This window comes from Brevibacterium sp. 239c, from assembly GCF_900169365.1.
GTDB lineage: Bacteria > Actinomycetota > Actinomycetes > Actinomycetales > Brevibacteriaceae > Brevibacterium.
Map to the genome: position 1 here is coordinate 1 of NZ_FXZH01000011.1, position 22587 is coordinate 22587.

At 62.1% G+C, this 22587-nt stretch carries 26 protein-coding genes and 3 tRNA genes; 17 read left to right on the top strand and 12 right to left on the bottom strand.

Annotated elements, in window-relative coordinates; genetic code table 11:
• Window positions 1-87: 87 nt before the first annotated feature.
• The 4 genes from BSP239C_RS11240 to BSP239C_RS11260 all read right to left on the bottom strand — a co-directional run bounded on the left by BSP239C_RS11240 (window position 88) and on the right by BSP239C_RS11260 (window position 2660).
• A complete protein-coding gene (locus tag BSP239C_RS11240; protein ID WP_101572890.1) occupies window positions 88-537 on the bottom strand; it encodes a hypothetical protein in 450 nt (149 codons plus the stop codon).
• Window positions 538-685: 148 nt separating this feature from the next.
• Window positions 686-1396 (bottom strand): hypothetical protein, encoded by a 711-nt coding sequence (locus BSP239C_RS11245; protein ID WP_101572891.1) that lies wholly within the window; start codon window positions 1394-1396, stop codon window positions 686-688.
• Window positions 1397-1603: 207 nt separating this feature from the next.
• Window positions 1604-2020, bottom strand: coding sequence for a DUF6653 family protein (locus BSP239C_RS20475; protein ID WP_145997439.1), 417 nt, complete (start codon window positions 2018-2020; stop codon window positions 1604-1606).
• A 370-nt stretch (window positions 2021-2390) separates the two neighbouring features.
• The gene (locus tag BSP239C_RS11260; RefSeq protein WP_101572896.1) at window positions 2391-2660 is read right to left on the bottom strand and encodes a hypothetical protein; all 270 of its coding nucleotides are present in this window, start codon (window positions 2658-2660) and stop codon (window positions 2391-2393) included.
• A 62-nt stretch (window positions 2661-2722) separates the two neighbouring features.
• On the opposite strand from BSP239C_RS11260, the gene BSP239C_RS11265 reads away from it, so the two are divergent.
• Entirely contained in the window at window positions 2723-3325 is a 603-nt protein-coding gene (locus BSP239C_RS11265) for an HIRAN domain-containing protein (RefSeq protein ID WP_101572898.1), read from the top strand.
• Between the two features lie 310 nt (window positions 3326-3635).
• Here BSP239C_RS11265 and BSP239C_RS11275 read toward each other — a convergent pair whose 3' ends face one another.
• The 3 genes from BSP239C_RS11275 to BSP239C_RS20730 form a co-directional block, all read right to left on the bottom strand.
• On the bottom strand, window positions 3636-4013 hold the full coding sequence (locus BSP239C_RS11275) for a hypothetical protein (protein WP_101572902.1): 378 nt from the start codon (window positions 4011-4013) through the stop codon (window positions 3636-3638).
• Window positions 4010-4186: a hypothetical protein gene (locus BSP239C_RS20725; protein ID WP_180958988.1), complete on the bottom strand. Its 177-nt coding sequence runs from the start codon at window positions 4184-4186 to the stop codon at window positions 4010-4012. The genes BSP239C_RS11275 and BSP239C_RS20725 overlap by 4 nt, the downstream gene beginning before the upstream one ends.
• A 132-nt stretch (window positions 4187-4318) precedes the next feature.
• Window positions 4319-4507, bottom strand: coding sequence for a hypothetical protein (locus BSP239C_RS20730; protein WP_180958989.1), 189 nt, complete (start codon window positions 4505-4507; stop codon window positions 4319-4321).
• Window positions 4508-4555: 48 nt separating this feature from the next.
• Here BSP239C_RS20730 and BSP239C_RS11285 point away from each other — a divergent pair, with 48 nt between their 5' ends.
• Window positions 4556-5728: a site-specific integrase gene (locus BSP239C_RS11285; RefSeq protein WP_101572906.1), complete on the top strand. Its 1173-nt coding sequence runs from the start codon at window positions 4556-4558 to the stop codon at window positions 5726-5728.
• Here the strand turns inward: BSP239C_RS11285 and BSP239C_RS11290 are convergent.
• Window positions 5710-5782, bottom strand: a tRNA-His gene (locus BSP239C_RS11290). The genes BSP239C_RS11285 and BSP239C_RS11290 overlap by 19 nt on opposite strands.
• A 224-nt stretch (window positions 5783-6006) precedes the next feature.
• On the opposite strand from BSP239C_RS11290, the gene BSP239C_RS11295 reads away from it, so the two are divergent.
• From BSP239C_RS11295 to BSP239C_RS11320, 6 genes are all read left to right on the top strand, one after another.
• Window positions 6007-7686, top strand: coding sequence for a hypothetical protein (locus BSP239C_RS11295; RefSeq protein ID WP_101572908.1), 1680 nt, complete (start codon window positions 6007-6009; stop codon window positions 7684-7686).
• A 109-nt stretch (window positions 7687-7795) separates the two neighbouring features.
• Window positions 7796-9451 carry a hypothetical protein gene (locus BSP239C_RS11300; RefSeq protein WP_101572910.1) on the top strand — a complete coding sequence of 552 codons (1656 nt, stop codon included), beginning with the start codon at window positions 7796-7798 and terminating at the stop codon, window positions 9449-9451.
• A 70-nt stretch (window positions 9452-9521) separates the two neighbouring features.
• Entirely contained in the window at window positions 9522-10247 is a 726-nt protein-coding gene (locus tag BSP239C_RS11305; RefSeq protein WP_101572912.1) for an ASCH domain-containing protein, read from the top strand.
• A 93-nt stretch (window positions 10248-10340) separates the two neighbouring features.
• A complete protein-coding gene (locus BSP239C_RS11310) occupies window positions 10341-10631 on the top strand; it encodes a DUF3618 domain-containing protein (RefSeq protein WP_101572914.1) in 291 nt (96 codons plus the stop codon).
• The gene (locus BSP239C_RS11315) at window positions 10624-10944 is read left to right on the top strand and encodes a co-chaperone GroES (RefSeq protein WP_101572915.1); all 321 of its coding nucleotides are present in this window, start codon (window positions 10624-10626) and stop codon (window positions 10942-10944) included. Before BSP239C_RS11310 ends, BSP239C_RS11315 begins: the two co-directional genes overlap by 8 nt.
• A 110-nt stretch (window positions 10945-11054) precedes the next feature.
• Window positions 11055-11130: transfer RNA gene (locus tag BSP239C_RS11320), tRNA-Lys, on the top strand.
• Between the two features lie 467 nt (window positions 11131-11597).
• On the opposite strand, the gene BSP239C_RS11325 is transcribed toward BSP239C_RS11320, so the two are convergent.
• The gene (locus BSP239C_RS11325) at window positions 11598-12236 is read right to left on the bottom strand and encodes a GntR family transcriptional regulator (protein WP_101572916.1); all 639 of its coding nucleotides are present in this window, start codon (window positions 12234-12236) and stop codon (window positions 11598-11600) included.
• Window positions 12237-12438: 202 nt separating this feature from the next.
• On the opposite strand from BSP239C_RS11325, the gene BSP239C_RS11330 reads away from it, so the two are divergent.
• From BSP239C_RS11330 to BSP239C_RS11365, 8 genes are all read left to right on the top strand, one after another.
• On the top strand, window positions 12439-13719 hold the full coding sequence (locus BSP239C_RS11330; protein WP_101572917.1) for an NRAMP family divalent metal transporter: 1281 nt from the start codon (window positions 12439-12441) through the stop codon (window positions 13717-13719).
• A gap of 2 nt (window positions 13720-13721) precedes the next feature.
• Entirely contained in the window at window positions 13722-14519 is a 798-nt protein-coding gene (locus BSP239C_RS11335) for a LamB/YcsF family protein (RefSeq protein WP_101572919.1), read from the top strand.
• Window positions 14516-15337, top strand: a complete 822-nt coding sequence (locus tag BSP239C_RS11340) for a putative hydro-lyase (protein ID WP_374701027.1) — start codon at window positions 14516-14518, stop codon at window positions 15335-15337. The genes BSP239C_RS11335 and BSP239C_RS11340 overlap by 4 nt, the downstream gene beginning before the upstream one ends.
• Window positions 15334-17013: a carboxyltransferase domain-containing protein gene (locus BSP239C_RS11345; protein ID WP_101572922.1), complete on the top strand. Its 1680-nt coding sequence runs from the start codon at window positions 15334-15336 to the stop codon at window positions 17011-17013. The genes BSP239C_RS11340 and BSP239C_RS11345 overlap by 4 nt, the downstream gene beginning before the upstream one ends.
• Window positions 17014-17016: 3 nt before the next feature.
• On the top strand, window positions 17017-18777 hold the full coding sequence (locus tag BSP239C_RS11350; RefSeq protein ID WP_101572923.1) for a biotin carboxylase N-terminal domain-containing protein: 1761 nt from the start codon (window positions 17017-17019) through the stop codon (window positions 18775-18777).
• An 84-nt stretch (window positions 18778-18861) separates the two neighbouring features.
• Complete coding sequence (bcp, locus tag BSP239C_RS11355; protein ID WP_101572925.1) at window positions 18862-19335, top strand: thioredoxin-dependent thiol peroxidase; 474 nt, start codon at window positions 18862-18864, stop codon at window positions 19333-19335.
• 64 nt (window positions 19336-19399) lie between these two features.
• A tRNA-Leu gene (locus tag BSP239C_RS11360) sits at window positions 19400-19481 on the top strand.
• 134 nt (window positions 19482-19615) lie between these two features.
• Window positions 19616-20080 (top strand): GNAT family N-acetyltransferase, encoded by a 465-nt coding sequence (locus tag BSP239C_RS11365; protein WP_101572926.1) that lies wholly within the window; start codon window positions 19616-19618, stop codon window positions 20078-20080.
• On the opposite strand, the gene BSP239C_RS11370 is transcribed toward BSP239C_RS11365, so the two are convergent.
• Window positions 20049-20726: a MerR family transcriptional regulator gene (locus BSP239C_RS11370; protein WP_219618887.1), complete on the bottom strand. Its 678-nt coding sequence runs from the start codon at window positions 20724-20726 to the stop codon at window positions 20049-20051. The two genes, BSP239C_RS11365 and BSP239C_RS11370, sit on opposite strands and share 32 nt — an antisense overlap.
• Before the next feature lie 86 nt (window positions 20727-20812).
• Between BSP239C_RS11370 and BSP239C_RS11375 the strand changes: the two genes are divergently transcribed.
• On the top strand, window positions 20813-21253 hold the full coding sequence (locus BSP239C_RS11375) for an anthrone oxygenase family protein (RefSeq protein ID WP_101572927.1): 441 nt from the start codon (window positions 20813-20815) through the stop codon (window positions 21251-21253).
• Window positions 21254-21272: 19 nt separating this feature from the next.
• On the opposite strand, the gene BSP239C_RS11380 is transcribed toward BSP239C_RS11375, so the two are convergent.
• On the bottom strand, window positions 21273-21668 hold the full coding sequence (locus tag BSP239C_RS11380) for a hypothetical protein (RefSeq protein ID WP_101572929.1): 396 nt from the start codon (window positions 21666-21668) through the stop codon (window positions 21273-21275).
• Between the two features lie 148 nt (window positions 21669-21816).
• Entirely contained in the window at window positions 21817-22572 is a 756-nt protein-coding gene (locus BSP239C_RS11385; protein ID WP_101572931.1) for a FadR/GntR family transcriptional regulator, read from the bottom strand.
• Window positions 22573-22587 lie beyond the last annotated feature (15 nt).

Sequence of the window (22587 nt, forward strand, 5' to 3'; positions counted from 1 at the left end):
TCTATAATCATGAACGGCCCCACGGATCCCTCGACGGATTAACACCGTCGAGATGCTGGGAACGCTGGAGTGCAGAGAACCAATTAGCTATCGCATAGCCGCTGGACTGCTAACAGGGGCCCAATCAAGCCCGTACGGATGGTTGTTCTTAATCTCTTCATTTCGCCTCTTCGACTCTTCAATGTGATCATCGCTCAAGTACTTCTGCTCAATAATGCGCCCTTGCTCGACGACAGCACACAACCCAGATGTGTATGCAAGGATCGACTGGTCCAATGCAATGATCAGCTGGTCTTGCACCGACAGATCTCCGACATTTCTCGCTAGCTCTGAAGAAGCTTGATCGTCAGATTCACAATGATCTAAAAGTGCTAGGAATTGTATTGCGAATCCATGCCAGGATCTAAGAATCCTTCCATAGCTTGAGACCCGGATCGAAAACTTCTTCCCGGCGCAATTCTTGATGTCTTCGTCGGCATTCTTGAGGTGTTCTCGCCTCTCGTCGTCGGTAGCACCCTCTACTGGATCGCTGCTCATGAGTTCGGCTCCTTGCGACAGTGTCGTGGCACGACTGCCACTTTGGATATCGGATCAGTGCCGCGACCACTGCGCTTCCTACTCTTCCACCTCGCCTGAACTACTACGCTCCCAATAGTCACACGGTGCCTCCTACGGGAGCCGTGCCCTAACTCGAAAGACTGTTGGCGACACTCTTCAAGTGGTTCGCGAACTTCCGGGCGTCTGTTTCCTTCTTCGCTGGCGCTTCGATGAGGCCGGTAGATCCGTCGGTGAAGGAGATTACGATATAGACCTTATTTCGGTTCTTTCGCAACAGTCCACCAGCAACAGCTCCGATAGGGCCGAACAGTACACCGCCTGTCACGACTCGGGCAGCTGTGATCCGACTGCCGGCGTTTGCGCCAGCTTCAAATTCGACCTTTGCTCCTATGAGGTCGAACTCTTGACCCTCTCCGCGGAGTTTCCGTCCGTCGACTTTCCAGCCGTTGAAAGCTACTGGCCCGTCTGGAATCCGGACTGAAGTGAATGAGACTGGAGCCGACGAACCTGAAGCGGCTACTTCGTCATTGCCTGCTGCCCCTCTAGCGGTGATTAGCTTGGACAGGCGCTGGATCTCCTTCTGCTGCCTGCTGGTGTACCAGATCTCATGTGGCCGGCCAGCGCCGGTGGGAGCGTACCCGCGGGTGATGATCTCGTATGTTCCGGGTTTGCCGCCTTTAGGCTTCTCGTCGCTAACTTGAATGATCTGATCGAACGCGATCGTGACACCTGGTGTTGATCCGCCGAGCCTTCGCATCCGCCCGTGCGTGATGACGATAGCTTCGGGGGTGGTTGTTACTGTGGATCCACGGAATTTCGCGTCTTGCAGTTCGTCCATACCCGGGACCTTACTACAGACGTTACGACTACTAACGGCCTGGGTCTTTCGGGTGGACGATACTTAGGTTCACCAGTTCCGGCCCAGCCTCCCAGATGACCTTCCACCCGTATTTGGGTCCTGCGTCGGGCCGCTGGTCTTGGGGACTGATGCAGGGTTTAGTGACGAAAGGTCGATCACCAATCACCTGAGTCCTGAAAGGCAGTCTCAGCTCTGACGGTCGAATATCGCCGCATATCGTTGCCACGAGACAAGTGTCATCACCATCGATGAAGCGATCGCGATCGCAGCGGGTACAGGACGGCGCTTCCACGCCGCGATCATCGCAGTCCCCAAAACGATCGTGCCCACGGCGTTGATACCGATGAGTGTGCGATCGCTGGCAGGCTCAGCTGACCATAGTTCCTCTCCAAGCATCGCTCGTGTTGCAAAGGCACGGTGATGTTTTGGCGCGGGAGTCATAACAGGGTTCACAGCGAACCACGCTGCCACCCCTGCGGTCTGCAAAGGGTCACGTTTCCACGCGGGCACTAGGAGCAATGGGGTCGTAATTAGCCGGCTCCAGGCACTGATCGGATGACAGTGTTTTGAGAAAATATATTGTCGTATATTCGCCAGACGCATACCCGAATTCTATCTCTCGCGGAGGACGATCGGGATGCTGTCGTCCTCCGCCGGGTTGCCAATGTGACCGCCATTGGCGTGCTTCTGCTTGAACAAGCGACGCAGTAGGCGTTTCATTCGCACCCGCGTCCTGGCCAGTGCTGGTCTCCCATGCCGATCGCGGAGCCACGATGGTGGGGTCGAAAGTTGACCAGTTCGGGGCCATGTTCACCGATCATCCTGAATCCTGCCGGCATCCCTGCTCGTGCGCTGCGTTGTTCCCCTGACCGCACGTATCGTCCACTGTTGAGCAGCCAGCGTCGGTGCGCGATGCCCCACCAGTGGCGGTTCGTGCCGGGCCCGTAGCGGCGGGTGTTGTAGTCGTTTATGGTCACCATTTCCCCTGGTTCAGTGCGGCAATTACTGCACGGGCGTCTTCTCGCCATAATTCCCGAATTTCTTCGAGCGTCGTTTCCCAGGTGACGGGCTTCTCTGCGGGCCCGTGGTTGCGTTCCCAGATCGCTTCAGCCGCTCTGTCTACTGATTCTGGCGTTTCCAGGGCGGATCGTTGCCATGCCGCCCCTTCCTCGAACCAACTTCCTTGCTCGTCGCTTACGGCGCGTTCGTAAGCTCTCGCTGCTGCCTTCTCGTCCCAGTTCATTGCTTCTGCTCCCGAGACTCTTCGGTTAAAGTTCTGGAAACGGTAGACACGGAGGTCTCCTCATGTGGGTAGTAGTCGGCATCCTTCTGGGCATTGCCCTCATATGCTGGTTGGCGGCGAAATTCCTCGCGCCATCGAGTCCTCAACAGCCCGTCGACACCGACACCGTTGCACCGGACATCTCCGATCAGACCAATAGCAGCACTTCGATCAGCGAAACGTGGCTCTCGAAAGAAGAAGCTGATTCCGAACTGGTTCGTGACCCCACTGGAACACTCGCCTTCCGAATTGAGCGCCGCGAGGGTGAGTTCCGATTCGTGAGTGAAGAGTCTGGTAAGCAGCCCTCCCCCGGCAACCTGGCGCTGGCAAGACTCGGAATCTTCTACCTGAACGTTCGAGGGTGGAAAAACTACCCCGCCGCACGGCTGAAAGTTGGCGATCATATTGACCTTCGCAGGGAGCCTAAGAACAAGTACGATCCCAACGCGATTGCTGTCGCCCGCCCCAGTTCGAAACACATCTACGGTTACGTCAACCGGGGGTTTGCTCGGCGTCTCGCGAAGCCCATCGACGCCGGCGAAAAGTTCGTCGGGGTCGTCATGGGCATAGCGGGCATTACGATCGTAGTCATGCCCGCCGAGGTCGCCGAGGAACTGAACCTCTAACGACTGTCGACGCCGCAGGGCCATCACGTCTTGGCTGCGGTCACATGTCTTTCTCATGGTCGTAGCTTGTCCTCACCTTCGGGACTTTTCCCAGTCCTGACACGCGGTTGGTGAGGTTCGGTTTCGGCTCCAACGTTTGGTGAGGTTGCGTGAGGTTCGGGTTTGGGATTGTCGGTGTTTGAGGTTCCACCGGAGGCCCTGTGCGCCTCTTCCAGCCATCTTCGTGTCGCCCATGACTCCACGTGTGGTTCGAGGGCTACGGCGGCCCAGACGGCGGCGGGGATGATCGTGGCGGTGATGATGAGCGGGATCATGATTCGACCGCCAATGCTCGGGCAGCGTCCATGGCTTCGGGGAGGGTGCGGTGGAAGTCTCCGGCCCGGCAATATCCGTGGGGCGGGATCGCGAAGAACTCTACGCCGTCACCGAGTCCCCACCCTTCGTTGGCGAGGACACGTGGCACTGGATGGTCGGGGCAACTGACCATCCCCCGGCATTCGCCCCTGTGCATGTCGCGTTCGATCAACAGGCGCATCTCTGCATGATCGATGATTCGGTCATCCCCGCCTGGCAGGCCGGACACCCAATAGCGTGGTTCGCCGGGCGGCTTGTCCCACGGCGTCCACCATTCCCGTCCGCGCCTGCCCGTGTACCGACCCGATGCGAGAATCTCGTCGATGATGCTCATGCCGCGTTCCTCCTGCGTGCGTCGGCCTCTCGGGTTCGTCTGGCGTTCTCCTTGAGGATGTCTTCGTTCGTGGGGTCGATGCCCTGGGCGCGCAGGTCGTGGGCGATCTTCTCGAACGCTTTGACCATCTGGTCGTAGTTCGTGGGCTTCGGAACCTTGTCGTGCCAGTTCATGAGTGCACTCTGCTCGCGTCACAGTACACAGTTCGAACAAAAAAATACGGTCGGCTGGTACCTTGAGAGCTTTTGCGATCTTCCGCGCCGTCTTCGATGAGCACGTGGTGCGCTTCGTAGCCGGGTTGTCGGTCAGGGCACACGAACTGTGACGACCCAAAAGAAGAGGCCGCGGCACGCCGACTGACCGCCAGGAAACTCATCGACTGGGATGCTCTCGTCGACGTCTTCCGGTGGGCACACACAGCCCATGAAACTGCCGACGAGCTCAATGTCATACCCGAGGTGCTCGAAGACCGGCTGCGGTTCTTGCATCCTCACGAGAAGGTGCTGCTCCGACTGATCGGACAAGCGCGGAACGGATAGACCATGGCCAGTATTGAACACTACGAGACCAAAAAAGGTCGCAGGTACCGGGTCAGGTACGTCAAGCCAGACCGGAAGCACACGGACCGACGTGGATTCAAGACAAAGCGGGAGGCTCAGATCTTTCTCAACACGGTCGAGGTCTCCAAACTCGAAGGCACCTACATTGACCCGACCCAGGGGAAGGTAACAGTCGGCGAGCTTGCAGAACCATGGCGGGCACGACAGTCCCACCTCAAGATCACCACAAGCACCGGACTCGAGCAGGCGCTGCGGATTCACGTGCTTCCCGTGTGGCAGAACGTGCGAGTTGCAGATGTGAAACGCACCGCCGTCGCTGACTGGGTGGCAGCCATGTCGAAGACCCGCTCCCCGACAGTCGTGCTTCGTGCCCATGGTGCCCTGCTCGGGATCCTGGGTGACGCAATGCGCGACCGCCTCATACCTGTCAATCCTGCCGCTGACCTCGACAACCTCCCGAAGCGCCGGAGGACCGAGCATATCTATATGACGCATGAGCAGGTGGCGAAGTTCGCCGAGGGGTCGAACGGGCGCGACTGCCTGGTCTACACGGCCTGCTACACGGGCCTGCGCTGGGGCGAGATGGCCGGATCAACGATCGCCCGAACCGACACTGGACGCCGGCGCCTACGCATCGTCGAGAACGCCGTATACGTGAAGGGAAAGCACCACGTGCAAACCCCGAAGACGCACGAGTTGCGAGAGGTCGAATACCCGGCCTTCCTCGATGATCTCATGGCTGATCAGGTCGAGGGCAAGGGGCCGGATGACCTTCTGTTCCCGGCGCCACGGGGAGGGTTCCTGCGACACGCCCGATCGCGCGAACGGTGGTTCAAGCGAGGGAAAGAATCGGCCGGCGTGCCCGCCTCGATCACGCCTCACGACTTCCGGCACACGGCGGCATCCTTAGCCGTGCAGTCCGGGGCGAACGTGAAGGCGATCCAACGGATGCTGGGCCACGCCTCAGCCGCGATGACCTTGGACACGTATGCAGATTTGTGGGACGAGGATCTGACCGTCGTTGCCGAGGCGCTGAACCGTGCCCGCGAAATGAAACTTGGGCAGAAGCAATGTCGGGGAATAAGAAAAGCCCCGCGATCCGCTATTTCTAGAGGATCGCGGGGCAATTTCATCGGGGTGAGTAACGGGACTTGAACCCGCGACATCCGCGACCACAACGCGGCGCTCTACCAGCTGAGCTATACCCACCACACGCGCTGCACCGAGGCGCAGACAGCAAGATACATCCTAACCTCACTGAGGCACCCGGGCAAACTCACAGCGCATATGGTGCACAATGAGACACAGATCTCCTGACGTGCAACGATTCAGTAGCGATGTATAACGGTTTCGGAAAAACGGTAGGAGCACCCGTTCGGATTCATTAGTATTGTCACGGTCCCACCCTCAATATCGTTCAAGGAACCCTGTACATGGCTCGTGCGCTGATCTCCGTCTCTCAAGACGGGTTCACCTATCTCACCCTCAACGGGGCGACGAGTCGCTACTCTGACACAGGACAGGCCATGACCTACCTTGGCGACTACGCCAGGGAAACTGCGACCCAAGTGCCTGTGACCATCGACGATGGCAAGCAGGAAGTCGACGTCCTCTTAGACGAGACCGGCAAGATCACCCCCGCTGCGTCCGCATCACCGACCTCGCCTCCCGAGTCCCCTCCGGAATCTTCTGCCTCCGCGGCACCTGCCGCGATGAACGGGGACACATCAGCAGATGAGGCCACGACCACCTCGGCGATGGACACCACCTCTGCCGACTCGCAGACGTCACTTCAGAACCAGCCCGATGCCGAGGCAGACGACGGGGACGACTATCCCCTGGGCACCCCCTTCTCCGGGCCGGCCGCTCCCAACGCTCCGAGAGTCAAGCGCACACGGGTGCGTAAGCATGCCCCGCACCACAAGCGCTCTCAGCACAGTCGACCGCAGCGGCTGAAGAAGATCACCGTGCCCGGCCTCGTGCTCATCGGCATCGTGATCCTGATGATCGGGGCGTTCGTGATCCCGAACATCGTCCCCGCCGGCTCCCAGGATTCACCGCAGACGATCGAATCGGAAGAGCAGATCAACCCGGCCTCCGAACTCTCGGTCGACAAAACCGAAGACGTCGTCCCCGGCTTCGACAACTCCCCGAAGTGGGAAACGAAGATCCCCAAGGACGCCTCGGTGACCGCCTCCGATCGTGGTGTGCTCGTCGTCGACGGCGGCAAGCTCGAAGTACTCGACTCCGCGACGGGCAAGACCCGCTACTCGGGAAAGACCAGCCAAGCCCCGACCTTCGCCGTCGACACGACCATCGACGGCAAACCCGCACTGCTGTGGCAAGCCGGCAACACGGCTGAGGCACTCATCGACGGCGAGAAGAAGACCAAGACCTACCAGCTGCCGGAGAAAGCTCGAATCACATCGGCGGGCAAGAGTGTCCTCATCAAGTCGGGCAATCGCCTGTCCACGTTCGGCGTCGATGGACTCGTGAATGTTCCGACTCCCGAATCAGGATCAACGCCGATGGCGATCGAGAACGACGAGCTCATCAGTTCCGACTGGAACGGGCCGGTGAAGGCGAAGAACATCAAGTCCGGTGACGAACGGTCCGTCAAGCTCGAAACACCCTCTGATGAACTCCAAATCATCAAATGGGTCTCCGCCGGCCACGGCAAAGCGGTCACACTGTGGGGCGAGCAGGGAGCATCGACAAACTCCGGTCACCGCATTCAGCTCGTCGTCCATTCCCTGGAAGACGGTTCGATCCTGTCGACCGTGACCACGACGACCGACATCGTCGGCGAGATGTCATGGGTGCGCGGCCAGGGCGGGAAACGTGCCTACATCGGCCCGTACCTCTTCGACCTGGAAAGCGGACTGCTGCTCATGGACACCTCCAGCAAAGACATCCACCTGTCGGAACCGCGCGGCACAATCGTCCCCTGCACCGTCGACAACGACGACTCCTGCCTGCTGGCAGGCAAGCACGCCTATCGCACAGATACGAACCTGTTGGCGCTGACCGACAACGGCGGCACGGCCATCGTCGACGGGAAAGATTCGACGATTCGCGCTTATGAGAAGACGTCCGACACGAGCGAAAAATAGGCTATGACTTTCTCACCCTTGGCGTAGCCATTAGGATGGACAGCGACGTGCCTGTCTGCCATGTCCCCTTGTACGTTTGATGCCGGAGTCCCCACCGCGAAGGAACACAGTGCCAGCTACACACGAGTTCAGCCGCACAGCGGCCGCCCTCGGCACTGCGCTTGCCCTGATATTCCTCCCCTTCGCCGGCACAATTGCTCCTGCGCACGCGAGCCTCACGAATTCTGCCGAGGCGGAAACAAGTACTTCCACGCCTGGGAACGACGGCACGGAGGCTGGAGACTCAACCGGCGGTAAGAATGCTGAACCTGCAGCGGATGATGGCAACGTCAACGGCCCCAAGGAGTCCGACGAGCCCGACGACAACGACGACGAGGCCAAAGATGAGGCCTGCGACCCCCCAAAAGAATTCACCGACGGTGACCCTCCATGTAAGACTGCTGAGTCGTTGGTAGCGACCTGGGGTGACGGCAAGCAGGACCCCAAACAAGAAAAGAAGACTCTTAAGCTAAAGACGCCGGATAATAATTCCGGAAGCATGCCGAAGAGCTGGGTGGGCGCGGAATTCGATGGTCCTCCCAAGGATGAAAGCGCCATACGCTGGCCTACCCAAAACGGTAGTGGCTCGAACGGTTCTTCCGATTCGACGGCTACTGGCGCCGAGTCAAACGCCGGTACGGACGACAGCGGAAATCCTCTTCCGGATGCTACTGCCGCTGCCGCACCCGATAAGTACTCGTTTAACGATGAGGGATATGTAATAGACGCCGAGGATCCGAGCAAAGCGCCGATGAAGTTCGAGGAATTCGAAGACGCTCCCGAACCGGCGTGGACCTTCACTTCAGATGGAGAGGACATCACCGTAGAAGACGGCGAGACGTATCCTCCAGATCCCGATGATGATGCTGGAAGCAACGGAACCGATGACAACACTGGCGGCATGGCTAGTGACAATGCCGGGGCCTCTGAAGACACAGACAACACGGCCAGCTCCGATACCGGCGCTGACGGCGCGAACTCCGACGCAGACTCGAAGGACGCCACAGCCTCGAAGAATGGCAATAAGGCGAATTCGTCCAGCTCCGCAGACGGCAACACCCCATCTGACTCGGACAGCAATTCCTCGTCGAAGGCCTCCTCTGACTCCAAATCCTCGGACTCCGCGAAAGCTGATTCGAAAGACGCCGACGCTTCGTCATCGTCAGACGCTGACTCTTCCAAGAAGAACTCTGATTCGAACTCCTCGTCATCCTCGGACGGATCCGACTCCGACTCTGATTCCGGCAAGTCCGACAGCGTAGGAGATGCCGATAACGACGGCAGCTCGAACAAAGACGGCGGCAAGGACGACAAAGACTCAGCCGACAAGAACGGCTCCGGAACAACCTCGGGCGGCAGAGGACCAGACGGTAAGGACACCACCCCTGATCCTGAGACCGGCAACGGTTCCTCCGATACACGCGATGAGATCCCTGGAGACGTCGGCGACGATTGGATGCCAGGGAACGGCGAGTCCCCTCCTCCTGACTATTCGGATCCCGTCCCACAGAACCCCGATACACCGGCGCCCGATGATGACACTGACCTCATCACCGGAGGCGACACACCGGAGCCGCGCAGCGACAAACCGCCATCTACCTCCTTCGGTGAGTCGATTGTGTCAACGATCGCGAGCTCGTGGCCGGTCTTCATCCTGGCAGCCTCCGGCATGGCCGCAGTCGGCTTCATCATCTGGCTCGTCGGACGCCGCAACAAGCAGAACTGAGCCGTCTCAGACCCGAACCGTCTTCACCGAAGACCGGTTCTCAGGCCTGTTGCTGCCCTAAGATCGCAGCATGGACCTCTACGATTCTGAATTCCAGGTCGTCGCCGTCGCCGAATCTCTGGCAGCCAGGCTGGGCACCAATGAGAACCACACGGTGGCCGCGGCCGTCATGGACACCCACGGTCGCATCCATACCGGCGTCAACGTCCACCACTTCACCGGTGGTCCCTGCGCCGAGCTCGTCGCCATCGGCACTGCGGCAGCGGCCGAAGCAGGACCCCTCGTCACAATCGCGGCGGCCGGCGATGGCGGTCGGGGACTCCTGTCACCCTGTGGCCGGTGCCGTCAGGTCATTCTCGACCTGCACCCCGACGCCCTCGTCGCCATCCCCGGATCGGGCTCTACGGCGTCTGCCGATATCGCTCCGATCTCCGCGCTCCTCCCCCATTACTACCGTCAACCGGATTCGGCGCCCCAGCGCCTCCTGAGGTTTCATCCTCGGTATTACGAAGCGACCACCTCGGCGAAGAAGACCCTGACTGTGCGCTGGGGCGAATCCCACACAACAGGTCCCGCCCTGGCCTACTTCGAGCACACCGACCACGGCCCACTGCCCATCGACATCACCGCGGTGCACACTCATCGATTGAGCGAGCTGACACCACAGATCCTCCAGCTGAAGACCGGGTCGAGCGTCGCCGGCTATATCGCCAATCTGCGCGATCACTATCCGACCATGCCCGAGGACGCGAAGGTTGAAGTGGTGACTTTCAGGCTCTCCGCGGTCAATATCTGACACTGGGAGAATCAAGCGGTTAAGCTTGACACGAGGCACGCTGGCACCCCGTCACGTGCATGAATGTATTCTCGACCCGGAGGACCTGCCCCGATGACTGACAATGTCTACACCTCAGATGTGACCGTCGACTCAGCGTCACCCAGCCAGCTGGCGGAATCGATTCGCCTGCGCGAAGAGCGCATCGCGGACAACATCGATGAACTTGTGGGCCGTGTCCACCCGAAGGTGCTGGCCACTCGCGCCACGAACAAGGCAAAGTACACCGTCGTCGACGAGGACTCAGGCTCGGTCAAGCCCGAAGCAGTTGCACTCGGCGTCGGCGTCGTCCTCGGCGTGGCCGCACTGATCGTGGGCGTCTCCGGCCGCAGCAAGCGTGGCTGAAGCCAGCCTGCCCATCCGCATGCTGCACGACCGGCTCCTTCTGGATCCGGGCGAAGAGGCCGGGGAGCGCAAATCCTCGGCCGGGATCGTCATCCCAGCAACCGCCAGCATGGGGAAGCGTCTCGTGTGGGGCAAGGTCGTCGCGGCCGGCCCACACGTTCGGCAGGCCAACCTCGGCGATACCGTCCTCTACGATCCTGAGGAGCTCGCCGAGGTGGAGCTCGAGGGGAACGCGTACGTGCTCCTGCGTGAGCGCGACATTCACGCGATCTCGGAGCCACCGGAACAATCGAGATCCGGGATGTACCTCTGACCTGCAGGTATGCGAGCTACCTCACAAAACCTCAAATGAGTGGTTCTCAGTTTGCAAGAACCCTGGCAACCTGAGTAATATTAATTCTCGTTGCGCGACAAGCGCAGCTCGCACCTCTAGCTCAATTGGTAGAGCAACTGACTCTTAATCAGTGGGTTCCGGGTTCAAGTCCCGGGGGGTGCACCACAGCCAAGAAGCCGCCGTTCGGAACATCCGAACGGCGGTTTCTTGTTTGTCTCCTGTGGCACGCAGCCGCTCGAGTGTAGCCGCTAGCGCTGGCGCCGAGCCGGTATCTTAGCTGCAGGTCGGACCGGTGCCCTGCCTGCTGCTCGGGCCCTGCCATTCATTCGGGTTCTATACGGCTTCAGAGCATTCTCCGAAACGCCGCAGCCGTCTGCGCACTCAAGCATGGGGTTCAAGTTGGCTCCGTCACCGGGTTCCGCAGCAGCGGCTGTGTCGATGAGACGGCCGTAGCAGTCGGGACAGAGATATGGTGCATACTTCATTGCGCACTCCTTGCAGATCGACCACTGTCTGATCTGCCGTTAGACATGCAGGCTCTGGGCCGACATGGGCGTATGCAATTTGCACAAACACGTCGCTCTCAGTCTAGCAGTCGGGCCTCAACGGCCCCTGTGCCGAGATCCGCGCGCTCAGGCCTGGCCTGCGCGCGCATATGCGCCGAGGACCTGACGTTCGGAGTCACCGAGGTAGGCACCGAGCTTCGCCGCCGCCGCCCTCGGGCTCTCATTGAGGTAGGCGTCGAGGACCTCTTGATTGCGTTCGACGAACGGCGCATGAAGAAAGTCGAGGACCTCGACTTTGAGGAAGGCCAGGCGCAGCTCGGCCAGCACATTCCCGAATGAGCGCATCAGGCGCGAGCTGTCCGACAATGAGACCACGGCATTGTGGAAGGACATATTCAGTGTCCCCACCTGCAACCAATCATCGGCGGCCGCAGCCGTGTGCGCAGCCTCGACGGCCCGGCGCATCTCCTCGGCGCCCGGGTGGTTCTTCGGAGCGTTCTCGAGCACAGAGCATTCGATGTGTCGCCGCACCCGGTAGATATCGATGACGTCCGAAGTGTTCGGCGAGGCCACCGAGACTCCGCGATGCGGAATGTGATTGACCAGCCCCTGCTCCCCCAACACACGGAAGGCCTCACGCAATGTGTTCCGGGAGACGTCGAATTCCTTCGCCAAGGCGGCTTCGGACAGGCGGGCGCCGGGACGCAGCTCGCCGGCAATGAGACGGTCGGTGAGCCGATTGACCAGGGACGATTCGTGATTCACAGTTCCATCCTAGTGATCGCGGCAACAAATAGCCCAGATTTGCGAGAACAGCTTCAGTCCTGAAATGTGACCTAGCTCTATTCTTGTTGAACAATCCATGCTAGATTGTCTAACGCTTCTTCGATAGTGATGCGGACCACCACCGTGGCTGGCCCCTATCGCATCGGCAGGCGGACCACATTCCAGGCAACTTGGAGACCCCATGTCACAGCCACAAGAACAGACGCCGCACAACCAGGCGCCCGATGACCAGGCGGCGAAGTCCTCGGTCAAGGTCAGCCGCAGTGCGATCCTGGGCGCGATCTTCCTCATGGCCACTTCGGCCATCGGCCCCGGGTTCATCACCCAGACGGCAACGTTCACCGCCCAGATGGGCGCGGCCTTCGCCTTCGCCATCTTCATCTCGATCCTCATCGACATCGCTATTCAGCTCAACGTCTGGCGCATGATCACCTCCTCGGGCAAGCGTGCGGCTCAACTCGCTTCGAGCGCCATCCCGGGCACGGGCATCCTCCTGTCGATCCTCATCGTCATCGGCGGTCTGGCCTTCAACATCGGCAACATCGCCGGCGGAGGTCTGGGACTCAATGCCCTCCTCGGCATCGACCCGAAGCTCGGCGGTCTGCTCACCGGTGTGCTGGCCATCGGAATCTTCCTGTTCAAACGCGCGGGCAAGGTCGTCGACACCGTCGTTATGATCCTCGGCGTCGGAATGATCATCCTCACCGTCATCGTCGCGATCGCCTCCGACCCGCCGGTCGGCGAGGCGATCAAGCAGAGCTTCCTGCCCGACACCATCAACTTCGCCACCATCACGACCATCGTCGGAGGCAGCGTCGGCGGCTACATCACCTACTCGGGAGCCCACCGTTACCTCGACTCGGGCAAGACCGGACCGGAGCATGCTCCCTCCGTGATGCGCTCGGCGCTCACAGGCATCCTCGTCACCGGCGTCATGCGCTATATCCTGTTTCTGGCCATCCTCGGCGTCGTGGCCTCGGGAGTCGCCCTCGACCTCAGCGGTCAGGCCGCCAACCCTGCAGGTCAGGCGTTCTCCGCCGTCCTCGGCGATGCCGGAATGCGCATCTTTGGTGCCATCTTCTGGGCCGCGGCACTGAGCTCGGTGATCGGGGCCGCCTACACCTCGGCGACATTCCTGTCCGCGTTCTCCACACGCCTCGGGAAGGGATGGCCGCTGCAGCTGGCCACGGTCGCCTTCATCACCGTCTCCCTCATCATCTACCTCATCGTCGGAACAGCACCGGCGACCCTGCTCGTCTTCGTCGGCGGATTCAACGGACTCATCCTGCCGATCGGCCTGACGATCTTCATGTACATCGGCTGGTTCAGGCCACGCCTGCTGCGAGTCGACAAATATCCCACGTGGTTGCTGATCATCGGCACCGCGGCAACACTGGTGATGTGGTACACGGCCGTCGGATCGGTCGGCCCCATCTTCGCAATGATCGGAATCGGAGGGTGACAATGACCGCCACAGATACGAACGCCACCAGCTCGGTGAGCATCGACCTCAACTCGGACCTGGGTGAGAACGTCCCCGACCGCATCGTCAGCGACGACGCGGCGATGCTGGACCTGGTCTCCAGCGCCAACGTCTCATGCGGTTTCCACGCCGGCAGCCCCCAAGGAATCCGAGAGACCCTTGCCGCAGCCACGAAGGGCGGCGTCGTCATCGGCGCCCACCCCGGCTACGACGACTACGAAGGATTCGGCCGCCGGCCCCTCGACGTTCCCGCCGCGACCCTGCAGGCGCAGGTCGAATACCAGATCGGTGCCCTGTTGGGCCTGACCAGCGCAGTCGGCGGCTCGGTCTCCTACGTCAAACCTCACGGCGGTCTCTACAACGCCATCGTCCGCGACGAGGCGCAGGCCAAGGTCGTCGTCGATGCGGTCAAGGCCGTCGATGACTCCCTGGTCTTCCTCGGCCTGGCCGGGAGCGTGGCCAACCGGGTCGCTGCCGAGGCGGGACTGAGTGTCGCGGCCGAGGCCTTCGCCGATCGCTCCTACAACCCCGATGGCTCTCTGGTCGCCCGTACCGAACCCAATGCAGTGCTGCACGACCCGCAAGCCGTGGCCGCACGCGTGCTCAGGCTCGTCCAAACCGGACAGGTCGAAGCCATCGACGGCAGCCTCGTCGACGTCGACGCCCAGTCCATCTGCTTCCACGGAGACTCTCAGGGCTCGATCGACATGGCTCGGGCCGCACGAGAGCTCCTCGAATCCTCGGGTGTGACGATCGCTGCGTTCGCCGGAATGAAATGATGAGCACGCAACCTACCGCAGCAACCACTGCACTGGAGACGATGCGCGCGGCTGGTACCAAATCTCGCACCCGCATCCGAGACGGATTCTCCGGCCCTACCTCGGGGATGGCGCCGGGTCTCGTGCAGGCGAATCTCATCTCCGTGCCCGCCGAGTGGGCCTTCGACGTCCTGCTGTTCACCCAACGCAACTCGAAGCCGTGCCCGGTCATCGACGTCCTCGAACCCGGTCAGGTCGAATCCGTGCTGGCCCCGGGCAGCGACATCCGAAGCGACATCCCCGGGTACCGGATCTGGGAGGACGGTCAGCTCACTGGTGAAGTCGCCGACGCCACACAGGCATGGGCGGACCACCCGGATCTCGTGTCCTTCCTCATCGGCTGCTCGTTCACCTTCGAAAACGGGCTCACCGAGGCGGGAATCCCGATCCGCCACCAGGATGCCGACCGCAATGTGCCGATGTATCGCACCTCCACCGCATGCGCCCCGGCCGGTCGCGTCAAGGGGAACCTGGTCGTGTCCATGCGTCCGATCCCGGCCAGCCAGGTCGCCGAGGCGGTGCGCATCACCGACCGCTTCCCCGCCGTCCACGGTGCCCCCGTCCACATCGGCGAACCCGCACAGCTGGGCATCACCGACTTGAGCGCCCCCGATTTCGGTGACGCCCCGGTCATCGAAGACGGTGACATTCCCGTGTTCTGGGCGTGCGGAGTCACCCCGCAGGCGGCCATCCAGGCCTCGGGCGTGCCGTTCGCGATCACGCACTCACCAGGGAAGATGTTCATCACCGACGAACCGGAAGACACCTTTCGCCAATGACCACCGAGCTGACCTTCCACACCGCCTCCCGACGCCACCTCCTCGTCGAATGCGCGGACCTGGCCGCGACGATGGCCGTGCACCACAGCCTGGAAGCTGCCGATCTTCCCGGAGTCGTCGAGCTCATCCCGGCCGCCCGGACCGTGCTCATCGGCTTCGATCCGCGCCGAACCGGGGCAGGTGCCCTTGAGCAGGCGATCCGCGGTCTCGATCACGCCGAGTCCGCGACTGCCGCGGCGCGGGAGGTCAGCATTCCCGTGACCTACGACGGGGAAGACCTCACCGAGGTGGCCGACCTCCTCTCCGTCTCCCCCGCCGAGGTGATCGCCCGCCACCAGGCCGCGACTTGGGAGGTCGCATTCGCCGGGTTCGCCCCAGGCTTCGGCTACCTCGCCGGTGATGACGAACTCTTCAACGTTCCTCGTCGATCCTCACCGCGCACCCGTGTGCCCGTGGGCGCGGTGGCCCTGGCCGGCGAATTCACCGGCGTCTACCCGCGCGCCTCCCCCGGTGGGTGGCAGCTCATCGGACGCACTGAGGCGACTCTGTGGGATCTCGACCGGCAACCCCCTGCTCTGTTCGTGCCCGGCACGATCGTGAAGTTCACCGACGCCGAGCGGGAGACCGTGAGCGCAGAAGAGGCGACTGTGAGTGCGGACTCTGCTGCGTCCGTCCCGGAGGTGAGTGCCGAATCGGCACGTACCCTCGAGGTGCTCCAGCCCGGCCTGCAGCTGCTTATCCAGGACCTCGGGCGTCCCGGCTTCGCGTCGATGGGCGTCTCCGGTGCCGGTGCCGCAGACCGCACAGCTCTGCGGACCGCCAACCGGCTCGTCGGCAATACCGAGACCGCGGCCGGGCTTGAGAGCTTCGGCGGCGGGGCCCGACTGCGGTTCACCGGCGACGGGGTCGCCACGGTCACTGGAGCCGATGGGACGATCACCGTCACCGCCGGCGATGGGACGGTTCTTAAGCCCCAACTCGGCGAGGCCTTCGCTGTGGCTGACGGGGACGAACTCGAGATCGGCACAGCCACCCGCGGCATCCGGCGCTATCTCGCCATCCGCGGCGGTTTTGATGTCGCAACGGCGCTCGACAGTGCCTCGGCGGACACGCTTGCGGGACTCGGCCCGGCCGTCTTGGAGGCGGGCACCACACTCACTCTGCACCCGCAGCTGGCCGCGCCCCACCTCGTCGAGGTGAACCCAGCACCTGCCCGGGATCTGCCGCAGCCTGGGGAGACGCTCACGCTGAGCGTGACCTTGGGCCCACGCGATGACTGGTTCACCTCAAGCGGCGTCGAGACTCTGCTGTCCCAGGAGTGGACGGTCACCCACGAGTCCGACCGAGTCGGTCTGAGATTGAGCGGCGAGGTCCCACTCGAACGCGCCCGCACCGGGGAACTGCCCAGTGAGGGCGCAGTGACCGGGGCACTCCAGGTCCCACCGAACGGGCAGCCTGTGCTCTTCGGGCCCGACCATCCGCTCACCGGCGGCTACCCGATCATCGCCAGCATCGATGACACCGACCTCGCCGCGCAGCTGGCACCGGGTGTGAAGCTGCGGTTCGTGACCGGTGATGACACCGGTGAGAACAGCACTGACCGCGGCGATACGAACACCGGCCGCGACGTCACCAGCACCGCCCCCTCACCCCATTCCTCTGAGAACGGACACTGAATCATGTCGACCATCCTCATCGCCAACCGCGGCGAGATCGCTGTCCGCGTCATCCGTGCCTGCGCCGAGCACCGGCACACCTCGGTGGCCGTCTACGCCGACCAAGATGCCGATGCTCTGCACACTCAGCTGGCGGATGAAGCCTACGGGCTGCCGGGAACCACAGCGGGCGAAACCTACCTCAACATCGACGCGATCATCGCCGCAGCCAAGGCATCCGGGGCCGAAGCCGTCCACCCCGGCTACGGATTCCTGTCCGAAAACGCGGACTTCGCCGCCGCCGTCGAGGCCGCCGGCCTGATCTGGATCGGGCCCACTGCGGAGACGATCACGGCGCTGGGTGACAAGGTCACCGCACGACAACTGGCACAGAAAGTCGGCGCTCCCCTGGCCCCGGGCATCGACCGTCCCCTCGAGGACGCGAGCGAGGTCGAGGACTTCGCCGCCGAACATGGTCTGCCGATCATCATCAAGGCCGCGCATGGCGGCGGCGGTCGTGGAATGAAGATCGTCCATGACCTGACCGAAGTAGCCGATGCCTTCGAATCGGCCACCCGCGAGGCCGTGGAGGCTTTCGGTCGGCCCGAGTGCTTCGTCGAGAAGTACCTCGAACGTCCCCGCCACCTCGAAGTTCAGATCGTCGGCGACGGAGTAGGCCACGTGGTGGCCGTGGGTGATCGTGACTGCTCGGCCCAGCGCCGCAACCAGAAGCTCATCGAGGAGGCACCCGCCCCGGGGCTGACCGCTGACCAGCGTGAACGTCTGCACCGTTCGGCCGAGGCGATCTGCGCCGAGGTGAGCTACCGCAGTGCCGGCACCGTCGAGTTCCTGCTCGCCGCCGATGGCACGATGACATTCCTCGAGGTCAACACCCGACTGCAGGTCGAACACCCTGTCACCGAGGCGGTGTCCGGGGTCGATCTCGTCGCCGAACAGTTTGGCATCGCCTTCGGCCAGGGACTCTCGCTGGACGTGACCCCGCAGCCGCGCGGGCATGCGATCGAGCTGCGCATCAACGCCGAGGACCCGGGACGTGGATTCCTGCCCACACCGGGACGCATCGATGTCCTCACCGTGCCCGGCGGTCCCGGTGTGCGCTGGGATTCCGGAGTCCGCGCCGGTGACACCGTGCAGCCGGCGTTTGACTCCCTCTTCGCCAAGCTCATCGTCCATGGCCCCGATCGGGCCGGCGCCATCGCCCGCACCATGGTCGCGGCGAAGGAACTCACGGTCCAGGGACCGGCGACGGTTCTGCCGTGTTCGCTGGCGATCCTGACCGATGAGGCGTTCACCGGTCTCGGCGACGACGGTGTGGCCGGCATTCACACACAATGGATCGAATCCGAGCTGCTGCCGCGCTTCGAGACCCAGGATCGTCCCGCACCCGTGGCCGGCGCTGATTTGCAGCGCATGGATATCGAAATCGACGGGAAGCTCACCACCATCGGTCTGCCTGCCGGACTGCTGGTCGCCCTCGGTTCGGCCGGTGGGACCGGTCAGGGCACATCCGCGGCCAACGGTACAGCCACCTCGGCGACGGGAGACGAAGGAAGCGCGGGCGCTGTAACCGCGCCGGTGCCCGGCAGCCTCGTGGACTATCTGGTCGACGACGGCGCCGAGGTGGCCGAGGGTGACGATGTCGCAGTGCTATCGGCGATGAAGATGGAGACCCGAGTCCAGGCTCCCGTGGCAGGATCACTCAAGCAGGTCGCGAAGGTCAGCGACGTGGTTGCTGTCGGCGAGGTCATCGCGCGCATCGAGTGAGCATGATCTGTGTCGGGGTCTCGGACTAGAGTAGTCACTGAACTGAGAACCTCGGAGATGTTCCGAACGAGAAGAGGAGACCCTATGCCACGTCTGTCAGTCGGCGACACCGCCCCGGATTTCACCCTGAGCAACCAGGACGGCAAGTCCGTGACCTTGAGCAAATTCAAGGGACAGCGAGTTGTCGTCTACTTCTACCCCGCCGCCATGACCCCCGGCTGCACCACCGAGGCCTGCGACTTCCGTGATTCGCTCTCGGCACTATCGGCCGCTGGCCTCGTCGTCCTGGGCATTTCCCCGGACAAGCCGGAGAAGCTGAAGAAGTTCGCTGAGAAGGAAAGCCTGAACTTCGATCTCCTCTCCGATCCCGACAAGACCATGATGGAAGAGTGGGGTGCCTTCGGCGAGAAGAAGAACTACGGCAAGGTCGTCCAGGGCGTCATCCGCTCGACGCTCGTCATCGACGCCGAAGGCAATGTGGAACTGGCCCAGTACAACGTCAAGGCCACTGGTCACGTTGCCCGTGTGCGCAAAGCACTGGGAATCGACGCTGCCTGATCTCCAGCGCCGCGTGATCGTTTTCAGCAACTCGCCCTCGCCCTGCTAATCTTGGGAACGACGCGCGCGAGTGGCGGAATTGGTAGACGCGCTGGATTTAGGTTCCAGTGTCTGCGGACGTGGGGGTTCAAGTCCCCCCTCGCGTACACAGCGGAAAACGGCCTCTGGTTCGGGAGACATCCTCCCGGCCAGGGGCTTTTTCACATACTCTTGCAGTACATGTCGCCTTTCAGCGCTCACATGTCACCCCGCAGAACTATGAGGAAAGGTACGGACAGTCATGGCAGATTCGTCGACCACTTCCGTTCGCCCTGTTGAACCGACAGACGAGGCTCACTGGCGTGAGCTCTTCCGCGGCTACCGCGAGTTCTATCACCTGCCGGAATCCGAGGACATCGTCTCCCGGGTGTGGGGCTGGCTCATGGACACAGCACACGAGTGCCAAGGCCTGGTCGCCGAGGCGGATGGCCGTATCGTCGCAATCGCGGACTTCCGGAGATTCTCGCGTCCGTCGACCGGCACGGTCGGTCTCTGGCTCGATGACCTCTTCACCGATCCCGAGGCTCGCGGAACGGGATCCGGACGCGCGCTCATCGCCCGTCTCAAGGAGATCGCCGCGGACGAGGGTCGTTCGGTCGTCCGCTGGATCACTGCCGACGACAATGCTCAAGCTCAGGTCCTCTATGACAAGGTGGCGACGAAGACCAACTGGCTCACCTACGACGCGAAGCCGAAGGGTCTGTGACGTCCTGGGCGAAGTGCTCTTGAGCGAAATGCTGCTGAGCCAGGAGAACCAGCGCCTCGAGAAGCGGACGTCGCAGGACGCTGCCCAGCACAACGCCGCGCACCTTCTCCTCCAGCCCTTCCACCTCATCGATGGTCTCGAGATCGATTCGCCCCACACGTTCCGCTGACTCTGCGTAGTCACCGAGGCGATCGAGGATGACAGCGAGCCCTTCTTGGTCAAGCTCATCGACGGCATTCACCGCCGCACGATAGGCCGGCGAGGTCCGTTCGCAACGCCATCCCCGTTCGGCGATTACGCGATCGAGCACTTCTGAGATCTTAACATCTGCCTGTGTGGCTCCCTCTTGCGCACCATCGCCGAGGAGAACGTCCTGAGCCACGGCCATGGCGTCGATGACCGTCGGCTCTCCGCTCACTGCTGCCACCACCTCACCAACCTTTGACAGCGGCAGTCCGGCCACCGCGGTCAGGGCACGGACCAAGCGAAGTCTTTCCAGATGAGCATCGCTGTAGACCGCCTGATTCACACTGGTGCGTCTGCCCTGCTGCAACAGCCCCTCCCTCAGGTAGTACTTGATCGTGGGCACGCTCAGCTCCGAACGTCGCGCCAGTTCGGCCATGCGCATCTCGCTCGCTTCCGCCATACGAATCTCCTTCGGGGTATTGCACTTCCAGTGCAGATACTACTACTATCCATTATAGATAGTTCCACTACCCATTAGGAGATATCGTGGACATCCTCGAAATCGCGGCCATCCTGGTCATCGGATTCGTCGGTTCGGCAGAATTCGGCTCAGCAACCCTCGTCCACCCGGTCATTCGCAGACTGGAAACCGAAGACCAGCTGACGTTCGAAAAGGGGCTACTCAAGACCTTCGGACGCGTCATGCCCATCGGGATGACAATTGCAACCGCCCTCGGAATCGTCGTCGCGATCAACGACCCCTCGGCATGGCTTGCCTTCGCGGCCATCAGCCTCAGCATCGCGCTCATCGTCACGATCATCGGCAATTTTCCGATCAACCTGCGCACCGGTCGCATCACCGAGAAGACGGCACCGAAGGGTTTCGTCGCCATGCGCCGTCGCTGGGACGCCTTCCAGATCGCGCGAGCATCACTGCAGCTCATCGGGTTCATTCTCGCCACAATCGGCATCGTCGGTGGGCCGTGATTGGAAAGCGGCCTAGTGCTCAGCTCATGCAATGACGCAGCTCCTCGGCGGCCTCGGCCTCGAGCAACAGACCATTGACAAGTGTTCTGCTGTTGACCGCGAAATCTTTTTGCGCGAAGTAGCGAGCGACCTCCAGAAGCGCCGCCCGCTCAGGGACGAGAGCCAACCCTCGCGGCTCAGCGATGTCCTGGCCGTGGACTATCACCTCGCCGAGGCATGCCGGATAGTCCTTTGTCGGAGCAATCGTGATAGTGGTCGAGTCGCGGAAGTTCGCGAGAGTCTCTTCAGGGGTGCGCCCCTGGTATCGCGACAGCAGGCGAGCATTGTGCTCAGCTGGGTTGAATCCGGCGGCGACGATGCTGCGAATCCATGCCCACCTGCCGGTATTCGCAGCGGCACTGAGATGAGCAACCACCTGCTCGACACTCCAATCAGATCACAGCGACTGCACCTGCAACTGGTCTGCGGCGAGGCCGTCAAGGAGACTCACGAGGCGAGCGCGTTCGGCATGGATGAGCGTCCAATAATCTGATTGCCTCACAGCGGGCGCCTCAGTGTCATGATCAGTGGCCGAGGCCGACGAACATCTCTCGACGCAGTGCGTCGACGTGAACGCGTGCGATATCGACGGCCGCCATCGGATCGTGGGCGCGAAAGGCTGCAACGAGCCGGGCATGATGGTCGCGTCCCTCATCGAGCTGTTCCTGCGGATAGGGGACGAAGTACTTGGTCAGCGCCTCATAGCAGGCGAGATAGGTGGGCACTTCCGGAAGGTCGCTGATCTCGGCACACAGGCGGTGGAAGCGAGTATCGGGGATGTGGTGCTCGTGCCAATCGGCGGCGTTCTTCGACTGCAGAATGAGGTCGTCGAGTTCATCGCACTGCGTCGCTGTCGCTCGCTGTGCGGCTGCAACGACGATCGCGCTCTCCATCAGGCTGCGTTGATCGATGAGCCGAAGAATCGCCTGCTCGTCGGCCCGATAGGCCGTGACCGAGGAATCATTGAGCGCCGGCGGATCGTCGGCGACGAAGGTTCCACCCCCGCGTCCGCGGCGGCGCACCAGGACTCCGTCGTCGACCAGGCTCTCCAGGGCACGGCGAGCAGTGATGTGGCTGACTTCGAGGCCCCCTGCGATGTGTTCGGTCCGAGGCAGCTTGCTTCCCGGCGCCAGCAGCGCGTGCTCGATGGACAGGAGAACTCGAGCCCGGACGGTGTCAACGGCTGAGAGCCGTGTGACCGCAGCAGACCCCGGAGCCGTGAACAGAGCCTGGTCGACCTCGTGAGTCTTCCGGTTCGCACGTGAGTTTTTTCCCGCCATGTGTTGAGTCTATCG